1 protein-coding gene and 1 pseudogene are annotated in these 814 nt (G+C 35.5%); both read right to left on the minus strand.

What is annotated here, in order from left to right; genetic code table 11:
• Positions 1-607: pseudogene (locus ACFILZ_RS10000) on the minus strand (hypothetical protein); the annotation flags it as partial.
• Between the two features lie 69 nt (positions 608-676).
• Positions 677-811 carry a TrwH protein gene (locus ACFILZ_RS10005; RefSeq protein ID WP_375655616.1) on the minus strand — a complete coding sequence of 45 codons (135 nt, stop codon included), beginning with the start codon at positions 809-811 and terminating at the stop codon, positions 677-679.
• Between the last annotated feature and the right edge of the window lie 3 nt (positions 812-814).

An 814-nucleotide genomic window follows, 5' to 3' on the forward strand; every position in this document is an offset into this window, starting at 1 on the left:
AAGTCCCAGAAATTTTGTTTTCTTCCTCCAATATCTTTTGATATGATTCCCTTAAAAGCAGATTCTTCTTATAGAGCAATTCTGGTTCTTTGAGAAAAAAACTAGAAAAGTCTATTTGCTTTGGGTTTGTTTTCTGATTCTTTGTTATAGCTTGATAGGTTTTTTCTGTTTGTGAAATTTGTTTTTTTTTCAACTCAAGCTGTTTTTTTAAGAGCTCAATAATTTCCCCTTTTTTTAATAGATTAGTAAGCTCCAGATATTTTGCTGATGGAGCAGATACGAAAGTTGATTTAGGTACCTGAGCTGTGGGAGATACTGGAGGTGTGTTAGATGGCTTAGAGCCAATAGGTTTGGACGGTACGCGATTTCTTATCGTTCCCAAATTAGAAAGGTCAATTTTAATATCGGGTGGAAGTTTACGTGGTGGCTCATAGCCTTTTGGTGGTTTTGGTTTATAATTGTTGCTTGAATCGAGATCTCCTGACCCTATACTAGGAACTGCAAAACGGCTATGACCTCCTCCTTGCTTAGTAAGAGTGTTACTTCTTGCTAAGTTTGTTGTTCCAAAAAAAGCACTAATCGCTATGATAATAATCAGCTTTTGCATATTTCATACCTTTTAATTTTCACATATTTAGAAAGACTGACCATTACATTATTAATTTCATAAATCAGTTTATGAGATTCCGTTGTCTCCTCGCTTGATTTCGGCAGGGATTGTTTTATTAATAGGCACGCGGTTCCTATCATTGGGCTGTTTTAGCTTTGGTGCTAATGCACAAGCCGATAAAAGGTTTGCAATCAAAATTATAAG

This window comes from Bartonella sp. AP40SXNS, from assembly GCF_042195825.1.
Lineage (GTDB): Bacteria > Pseudomonadota > Alphaproteobacteria > Rhizobiales > Rhizobiaceae > Bartonella.